At 73.4% G+C, this 7,440-nt stretch carries 9 protein-coding genes; 5 read left to right on the plus strand and 4 right to left on the minus strand.

Going from position 1 to position 7,440, the window contains the following annotated elements:
• Nucleotides 1-53 precede the first annotated feature (53 nt).
• A complete protein-coding gene (locus ACIQOV_RS18055; protein WP_401049544.1) occupies nucleotides 54-530 on the plus strand; it encodes a MarR family winged helix-turn-helix transcriptional regulator in 477 nt (158 codons plus the stop codon).
• Between the two features lie 42 nt (nucleotides 531-572).
• Here ACIQOV_RS18055 and ACIQOV_RS18060 read toward each other — a convergent pair whose 3' ends face one another.
• Nucleotides 573-1,199, minus strand: a complete 627-nt coding sequence (locus ACIQOV_RS18060) for a C40 family peptidase (RefSeq protein WP_401049546.1) — start codon at nucleotides 1,197-1,199, stop codon at nucleotides 573-575.
• A 228-nt stretch (nucleotides 1,200-1,427) separates the two neighbouring features.
• On the opposite strand from ACIQOV_RS18060, the gene ACIQOV_RS18065 reads away from it, so the two are divergent.
• On the plus strand, nucleotides 1,428-1,850 hold the full coding sequence (locus ACIQOV_RS18065; RefSeq protein WP_401049547.1) for a RidA family protein: 423 nt from the start codon (nucleotides 1,428-1,430) through the stop codon (nucleotides 1,848-1,850).
• A 134-nt stretch (nucleotides 1,851-1,984) separates the two neighbouring features.
• On the opposite strand, the gene ACIQOV_RS18070 is transcribed toward ACIQOV_RS18065, so the two are convergent.
• Nucleotides 1,985-2,344 (minus strand): hypothetical protein, encoded by a 360-nt coding sequence (locus ACIQOV_RS18070; RefSeq protein WP_401049548.1) that lies wholly within the window; start codon nucleotides 2,342-2,344, stop codon nucleotides 1,985-1,987.
• Nucleotides 2,345-2,583: 239 nt separating this feature from the next.
• Between ACIQOV_RS18070 and ACIQOV_RS18075 the strand changes: the two genes are divergently transcribed.
• Complete coding sequence (locus ACIQOV_RS18075) at nucleotides 2,584-2,766, plus strand: hypothetical protein (RefSeq protein ID WP_401049549.1); 183 nt, start codon at nucleotides 2,584-2,586, stop codon at nucleotides 2,764-2,766.
• Between the two features lie 26 nt (nucleotides 2,767-2,792).
• Here ACIQOV_RS18075 and ACIQOV_RS18080 read toward each other — a convergent pair whose 3' ends face one another.
• Nucleotides 2,793-3,425 (minus strand): peptidase inhibitor family I36 protein, encoded by a 633-nt coding sequence (locus ACIQOV_RS18080; protein ID WP_401049551.1) that lies wholly within the window; start codon nucleotides 3,423-3,425, stop codon nucleotides 2,793-2,795.
• A gap of 109 nt (nucleotides 3,426-3,534) precedes the next feature.
• Nucleotides 3,535-4,392 (minus strand): DUF4389 domain-containing protein, encoded by an 858-nt coding sequence (locus ACIQOV_RS18085; RefSeq protein WP_401049553.1) that lies wholly within the window; start codon nucleotides 4,390-4,392, stop codon nucleotides 3,535-3,537.
• A 543-nt stretch (nucleotides 4,393-4,935) separates the two neighbouring features.
• Between ACIQOV_RS18085 and ACIQOV_RS18090 the strand changes: the two genes are divergently transcribed.
• Together ACIQOV_RS18090 and ACIQOV_RS18095 are read left to right on the plus strand one after the other, a co-directional pair.
• On the plus strand, nucleotides 4,936-5,616 hold the full coding sequence (locus ACIQOV_RS18090; RefSeq protein WP_401049554.1) for a CGNR zinc finger domain-containing protein: 681 nt from the start codon (nucleotides 4,936-4,938) through the stop codon (nucleotides 5,614-5,616).
• A 137-nt stretch (nucleotides 5,617-5,753) separates the two neighbouring features.
• Entirely contained in the window at nucleotides 5,754-7,151 is a 1,398-nt protein-coding gene (locus ACIQOV_RS18095) for a M14 family metallopeptidase (RefSeq protein ID WP_401049556.1), read from the plus strand.
• The last annotated feature ends 289 nt before the right edge of the window (nucleotides 7,152-7,440 follow it).

Raw genomic sequence — 7,440 nt, forward strand, 5'->3', positions numbered from 1 at the left:
GGGGGCGGTTGATGGGTGGCACCCACTATAGGGAGAGACCCTAGACTGCCGCCATGGCCTCCGAGAACCCGCACCCCGCCGCCGAACTCCCCCCGACCCTGCTGGACCTCAGCACCTACCTGCTCTCCCGGATCGGCAGGGCGGCGCGCGGTCGGCTCGCCGAGCGGCTGGCCGAACGCGGCCTGCGGCTCTGGGACATGGCGGTGCTGGCCGCACTCGCCGACTTCGGCCCGCAGGCCCAGCGGGACCTGGTGCGGCGGCTGGCCATCGACCCGAGCGACCTGGCCAAGGTCGCCGACCGGCTCGCCGCCGCCGGGTACGTCGAACGCGCCAGGGACCAGGCCGACCGGCGGAGGGTCTCGGTCTCGGTCACCGATGCCGGACGGGCGCTGCTCGCCGACCTGGAGGCGCAGGCGCGGGCGGTGCAGGACGTCGTGCTCGCGCCGCTGGACGCGGGGGAGCGGCAGGTGCTGCAGGAACTGCTGCTGCGGGTGCACCACGGGACGGGGGAGTGGCGCGGCGGCCTGTGACCGTGGGGCGGGCGTGGGGCTGGCCGCGTCAGGCCGTTCGCGTCAGGCCGAGGGTTGCCCCGGGCGGCGGGCGCCGGCGAACTCGCCCGCCCAGCGCGGCACGTCGAGCACGTTCTCGACCCGGGCGACCAGGGTGCCCGTCCGCTCGGCGTGGATCATCGCGCCCTCGCCGATGTGGATCCCGACGTGGTGCAGGGGGGCGTCGGGGCGGGAGAAGAACAGCAGGTCGCCCGGGGCGAGCGCGTCGCGTTCCACCGGGGCACCGAGGTTGAACTGGGCGACGGTGTAGTGCCCGAGTTCGACGGTGCCGTGGCTGGCCCGGTACCAGCAGTAGAGCGAGAGGCCGCTGCAGTCGAAGCCGACCGTCCTCTCGCCCATGCACACGCCGTTCAGCCAGCCGTTCTCCTCGTCGCAGAAACCGAGGCTCGCGCCCAGCCGGTCGCCGCCGCCCCAGGCGTACGGCACGCCGAGCTGGCTCGCGGCCACGTCGGCGACCCGGCGGCCCAGCGCGGCCACGGGCAGCGACCGGGCCGTCCCGGGCGGGGCGTCGGACGCCGCCTGGGCGGCCGGGCCGAGCGCCGGGACGAGACCCGCCCCGAGCGCGAGGCCGAGCATGCGGCGCCGACGGACGCCGGAGGTCTGGTCACGGTCGGACGGTTGGGGCTCCATGGCGGTGCCTCCCGGTGCTGGAGGTGGCTGGGCGCCCGGGGCGTGATGCCCGGGCAGGCACCCACCAGGATTCCGCTGCGGCGGGCCGGTCCGCCATCACCCGCAACGGTGAATCGCCGACGCAAGAGCCCCGAAACGGAGGGGGGTTCGCCGGTAAATGGTTTGACGGTCGTTCAGGAGACGCCAACGATGGGCGCGAACGTTCGGTCGGGACCGTCGGAGGACCACATGAGCAGAGCCGTCAAGCTGATCCGCTCCACGCGGCTGACCAGGGCAGTGGACTACGCCTACGCGGCGGAGGTCGACGCCCCGGCCCGCTCGCTCTGGCTGGCCGGGGCCTGCCCGCTGGACGAGGAGGGCCGGACGGTCGCCGTGGGCGACTTCGAGGGCCAGGCCCACCAGGTGATGCGGAACCTGATAGCCGTGCTGGAGGACAACGGCGCGACCCTCACCGACATCGCCCGGACGACCGTGTACGTGGCCTCCGGCGACCAGGCCGACCTGGTGAAGGTGTGGAACGTCTACCGCGCCTACATGGGGGAGCACGACGCCCCGAGCACCCTGCTCGGCGTCACGGTGCTCGGGTACGACGACCAGCTGGTGGAGGTGGAGGCCGTGGCCGTGCTGCCCTCCGGGCCCGACGCTTCCTGACCTGACCTGGCCCGGCCTGGAGTGAGCTGACCTGACTGGAGTGAGCTGACCTGACTGGCGCGACCCGACCCGCCCCGGCCGGGGCGGGCCCGTCGGCTCAGGCCGTCGGCCCGCCCCGGCCGGTCAACCGGTCATCAGCGCACGCTGAGTTTCACCGTGGCGCTCCGGCCGGTGTAGAACTTGTGGATCTGCTCACGCGTCCCGGAGCCGCAGGCCTGCACCTCCTCCGGGTAGCTCTTGCTGTCGGCGGCGATCGTGACCGTCGCGCACATCCCGTCGACCCGGGTGTCCTCCACCCACCCGTCGACGTACAGCGACTCGACTCCCTCGACCTTCTTGCACTTCAGGGTCCAGGTGGCCTCCGCGCCGTCGATCTTGGGCGAGTCGCTGTGCGGGCAGGTCGCCGCGGTGGCCGGGGTCGCGGTCACCACCGCCGTCCCGCCGACCAGCGCGAGGACGGCGAGGACGGCGCGGAGGGACAGGGTCAGTCGCATGAGGGTCTCCTGGTGTGGGTGCGGACGTCGACGGAGGGTTTCCGCCGCGGAGGGTTTCTGCCGCACACGAAGCAGATCGATTCCGCGGGGCGGCGCAATGCGCTCGTGTGGGTGACGCCGGGTTCGACGTGCCGCGGTGCGCGCAGAGCCCGTCGGGGCGTCAATCCCGGTTGACGGCTGGCGGGCTCAGCGAGCCGTGGCTGCAAGGAAGTTGGCGGCTCCACCCCTACCCTTGGGCCATGAAGCAGCACATCCTCACGCTGGCCCTCGGGGGCCTTCTGCTGGGCATCGTCGCGTTCGGCGCCGGCTGGTACGCGGCGGACTCCCGGCAGACCGCGCCGGCGCCGACCTACATCACGGTCACGCCGGAGCCGGTCCCCACCGGCGCGGTCTCACCCCCGGCCTCGGCCGCCGGCCGGTAGCCAGTGGCCGGCGGCGCGGCCGGCGGCTACTGCCTGACCGCCCAGAACCGGTCGGCCATGTTGTCGTACGCGACCGACGCGGACAGCGACACCGCCGGCTCCTTCCAGAGCATCTGCCACTGGCCGTCGCCCGGGTCGTTGTCCACGATCACCTCCAGCCCGCGCGCCGTGTTCACCCAGCTGCTCGCCTGGTCGCGGAACCCGTAGTCGGTGAAGTACACGGCGGCGTCCTCGTGGAAGAGGTTGAACTGGAGCCGGCGGCCGCCCCAGTTCCGGTCGGCGTAGAAGCAGTAGTAGGACGGCTCGGTGGCCGGGGTGGGGCAGTTCTTCCAGTCCGGGCTCCGGACGGTGCGGCGGTGGTGGTCGCCGCTCCACGGCGGTGCCTGCGCCTGCCCGGGCAGCGGGAGCACCATCACCGCGCCGTCGGGGTAGGTGATCTCGTTGGCGGCGGTCTGCTTGCCGCCCTTGCCCGCGGCGAGCTGGGCGTCCACCGACTGCTGGAGTGCGTCGCGGTCGCCGTCGCCGAGTGCGGTGATGATGGCTCTCCGGTCCCCGGCCGGGCTGTGCGCGGCGGCGGCCTGCGCCCCGAGGGGCGCGGCCAGGAGCACGAGGGCCCCGGCTGTGCGGACGAGAAGTCGGCGGAGTCGAGAGTGTGTCATATGCCAAACGTAGCCGTGCACATACCGCGGGTAACCTTGCTTTCTCGATCAGACGGCGCGTACGCGGCAACGGCGCGCCGGTGCGTACGCGCCCCCTGATCGGGCGAACCTACGACTCGCGGGCGTCCTCGCCGATCCGACCGGAGTCGCGGGCCCGGTCGGCGGGGCCCGGCATCAGCGGCGCGACGACGTGCTGGGCCGGGTGGGAGCCCTCGTCGTCGTTGTCGTCGTCCGAGTTCACCGAGGCGGTGACCGAGCCCGTCGCCGAGGAGGCCAGGCCGATGATCAGGAAGAGGACGAGCAGGCCGCGCCCGGCGCCGCCCAGGACCAGCGGGCGGGTGGCCGACGCCGGCCCGGCCGGCTCACTGCCCGGCTCGTCGCCGAACAGGCGCTTGGGGTAGGCGGACGAGACCATCACCAGGTAGGAGGCGAAACGCATCCGGTAGCGCAGGATCGCGGTCGTCGCCTCGTACAGCGGCTGCGGCATCCGGCCGAGGACCAGCACCACCAGCCAGAGGACGAACGACACCGTCCACCAGCCCGCGTACACCAGGCCCTGCACGATCGCGGCCGGGATGACGAGGACGATGCGGAACAGCACGGCGAGCCGGTTCAGCTCACCCGGCCGCAGCCCGACCTGCACCGGATAGTCGGGGACCTCGAACCGGAACGGCGGATAGCGGTCCACGGTGAGCATCATGTACGCGGTGACGCGGGTGTCGTACGGGATGAACACCGTGAGGTAGTCCGCCACGAAACCGGGCAGCCGGCCGAGCACCAGCGCACCGAACCAGCCGACGACGGTGACCAGGAACGCCACCACCGACAGCACCCACACCACCACGAACTGGGGGATCAGCAGCAGCGCGCGCAGCAGCACCGTCCAGCGGTTCTGCGGACCGGGCGCCGGCATGTCCAGCACCGGGAGCCACTCGCGGCTGACGGGGGCGGGGGGAGCCTGCCACATCCGGGCCTCCACGGTCTCGGGACGACGGGACCCGGCGGTCGGGCGCGGCCGGGTGCCCTCCGAAGATCGCAGCAACCCGCCCGTCCCGCGCGTCACGCTGCGCCGGACGGGCCAGTCGGCCGGTGCGGCCCGGCGTGGCGCGGCCCGAGGGGCAAGGTGGGGGCTGCCGCCCGCCGGTGGCGCCGGCCGCCGGGCCGGTCAGGGTGACGGCGATGGCGGCTGCCAGCGCGGTGGACGCGGCGTTGAACGGGATTCGTCGCATGATCGGTCCTTCTGGTGAGGTGCCGGGCGTTCGGGGGCCCGGCCTGGCAGGGACCCCTGACCGGATTTTCACCACGAGCCCCGGGCAGCCGCCCGCCCGGCGCCTGCGCGTGGGCGACCCGCGGACCTGACCGCGCCCGGATCGCCGGTCACGGCCGGCTGTCGGCAGACACCGTGAGGAGATCGTGGCCTGCGCGCGCCTCCTCGCCGGGCCGCCCGGGCCCTAAGGTGGCCCGCCATGGAGTTTCGACTGCTCGGTTCGTTCGAGGCCGGCCACGAGGGGTGAAGCCAGGGGCCGAACTCGCCGCCCTGCACGACCGCATGCTGCGGGCCGACCCCCGGCTGGACCGTCCTCCGGCGCCGCTGTACGCGGTGCGGGTCGGCGATCAGTGGCTGCCGTGGAGCGCGGGCGGCCATCCGGCGCTGGAGTTCTGCAACACCTACGCGGGCTGGGGCGCCGATCCGACCGGCGTGCCGACCCCCGGGTCGGACTGGCTGCGCGGCTACCCCACGCTCGCGGTCCGGGCCGGCCACCACGACCTCGCCGACGGACCGGTCGTCGAGGCCCTGCTCCGCCGGGCGGCGGAGCAGCCCGCGGAGGCCGCCGGCGTGCTCGCCGACGCCCGCGCGTTCCGGTCGGCCCTCCACGCGTGCCTGACCGACCCGCAGGACGGCGCCGCCTTCGGGGCGGTGGCGATCGTGGTGCAGGAGGCCGGGCGGTCGGCGGTCCTCACCCGGGGCGAGGACGGCCTGGCGCACTGGCGACTGCCACCGTCGGCCGGCCTGCGGCTGCCGCTGCCGCTGTACGCCGCCGCCCGCGCGGCCGGCGAACTGCTCGCCGACCCGCGCCGGTTCACCGTCCGCCGCTGCCCCGGCACCGGCTGCGGCTGGCTCTTCCTGGACGAGAGCGGCCGGCGTCGCTGGTGCAGCCTGGCGACCTGTGGGACCCGTCCGGCCTCCTGAGCCGCGCGGGCCGATCCGCGGCCCGGTCCGGACTCTCCAACGCCTTGACGAACCCATGACACTGGCGGACCATCAAGCTGGCGCGCGCCGCACCTCCTCCACAGTTCCGCCCCCACGGACCCCACAGGAGGACAGTCATGCGACTGCCCCGCCGAGGGAAGCCCGCCGCAGCCACCGCCGTGCTGCTGGCCCTCGCCCTCGCCACCCCGCTCACCGCCCAGGCCGCCCCCGACCGCCCGTCGACGCCCGCGCCCGTCACCGGTTTCGGCATCGACACCGGCATCGACACCGGCATCGGCATCGGCAGCGACACCGCACGGCAGTATCGCCTCGACGGTCCCCGCACCGTCGCCGAACGCACCGCCGTCGCCGCCACCGGCGTCTCCGTCGACGCCGTCCTGCCCGAAGCGGTGGTGGTCACCGCCACCCCCGCCGAAGCCGACCGGCTGCGGGCGCTCGGCTGGTCGCCCGTCGCACTGCCCGGCCCCCGCTACGGCGCCGAACCCGGCGACGAAGGCCTGGCCGGCCCGGTGTACGACTTCCCGCAGGCCGACTCCGGCTACCACAACTACGCCGAGGCCACCGCCGACATCGACGCGGTGGTCGCCGCCCACCCCGACATCATGAGCAAGCGCGTCATCGGTACCTCCTACGAGGGCCGCCCGATCGTCGCGGTGAAGATCAGCGACAACGTCGGCACCGACGAGAACGAACCCGAAGTGCTGTTCACCGCCCACCAGCACGCCCGCGAACACCTCACCGTCGAGATGGCGCTCTACCTGCTGCACGAGTTCGGCGACACGTACGCCACCGACAGCCGCATCGCCAACGCCGTCAACAGCCGCGAGATCTGGGTGATCCCCGACCTCAACCCGGACGGCGGCGAGTACGACATCGCCACCGGCCGCTACCGCAGCTGGCGCAAGGACCGCCAGCCCAACAGCGGCAGCAACAGCGTCGGCACCGACCTCAACCGCAACTGGAACTACAAGTGGGGCTGCTGCGGCGGCTCCTCCGGCTCCACCTCCAACGAGACGTACCGGGGCAGCGCACCGGAGTCCGCCAAGGAGACCAAGGTCGTCGCCGACTTCGTCCGCAGCCGGGTCGTCGACGGCAAGCAGCAGATCACCGCCGCCATCGACTTCCACACCTACAGCGAACTGGTCCTCTGGCCGTTCGGCTGGACCACCGCCGACACCGCCACCGGCATGACCGCCGACGAGTACAACACCTTCGCCACCCTCGGTCGCGGCATGGCCGCCACCAACGGCTACACACCCGAACAGTCGAGCGACCTCTACATCACCGACGGGGCGATCGACGACTGGCTGTGGGGCGCCCACCGGATCTTCGCCTACACCTTCGAGATGTACCCCGGCGAGAGCGGCAGCGGCGGCGGCTTCTACCCGCCCGACGAGGTGATCGGCCGCGAGACCAGCCGCAACCGCGAAGCGGTCCTGCGCCTGGTGGAGACGGCCGACTGCGTCTACCGCGCGATCGGCAAGCAGCAGCAGTACTGCGGCATCTCGGCCTGACCGGGCGTCATCGGTACGGGTCGCGCCGCGCACGTCGCGGCCCGGCGCCGGCTGCGGGATCATCCCGCAGCCGGCGCCTGGGGTTGCGTGGCCCTCCGGCAGCGAGTGGAACCGACGCCACGGCGATGCAGCCCCCGGACGGCGTTCCCCGGCCGACCCCCGCATGTGCGGGGAGGACGGCCCGCAGGAGCCGGGGCGATGTGGCGACCTTGCTGTTTCTTTGCCGAGGCGTCAAAGTGCCGAGGACACGTGTCATGAGTCAGGGGCCCCGTGAGGGACATGGGCCCTC

The organism is Kitasatospora sp. NPDC091257, from assembly GCF_044757675.1.
GTDB classification, from domain to species: domain Bacteria; phylum Actinomycetota; class Actinomycetes; order Streptomycetales; family Streptomycetaceae; genus Kitasatospora; species Kitasatospora lactacystinica.

What these genes read in the sequence shown, in the direction of transcription:
- ACIQOV_RS18055 (WP_401049544.1), top strand. Translation starts at nt 54, where the DNA reads ATGGCCTCCGAGAACCCGCACCCCGCCGCCGAACTCCCCCCGACCCTG.
- ACIQOV_RS18060 (WP_401049546.1), bottom strand. Translation starts at nt 1,199, where the DNA reads ATGGAGCCCCAACCGTCCGACCGTGACCAGACCTCCGGCGTCCGTCGG.
- ACIQOV_RS18065 (WP_401049547.1), top strand. Translation starts at nt 1,428, where the DNA reads ATGAGCAGAGCCGTCAAGCTGATCCGCTCCACGCGGCTGACCAGGGCA.
- ACIQOV_RS18070 (WP_401049548.1), bottom strand. Translation starts at nt 2,344, where the DNA reads ATGCGACTGACCCTGTCCCTCCGCGCCGTCCTCGCCGTCCTCGCGCTG.
- ACIQOV_RS18075 (WP_401049549.1), top strand. Translation starts at nt 2,584, where the DNA reads ATGAAGCAGCACATCCTCACGCTGGCCCTCGGGGGCCTTCTGCTGGGC.
- ACIQOV_RS18080 (WP_401049551.1), bottom strand. Translation starts at nt 3,425, where the DNA reads ATGACACACTCTCGACTCCGCCGACTTCTCGTCCGCACAGCCGGGGCC.
- ACIQOV_RS18085 (WP_401049553.1), bottom strand. Translation starts at nt 4,392, where the DNA reads ATGTGGCAGGCTCCCCCCGCCCCCGTCAGCCGCGAGTGGCTCCCGGTG.
- ACIQOV_RS18095 (WP_401049556.1), top strand. Translation starts at nt 5,754, where the DNA reads ATGCGACTGCCCCGCCGAGGGAAGCCCGCCGCAGCCACCGCCGTGCTG.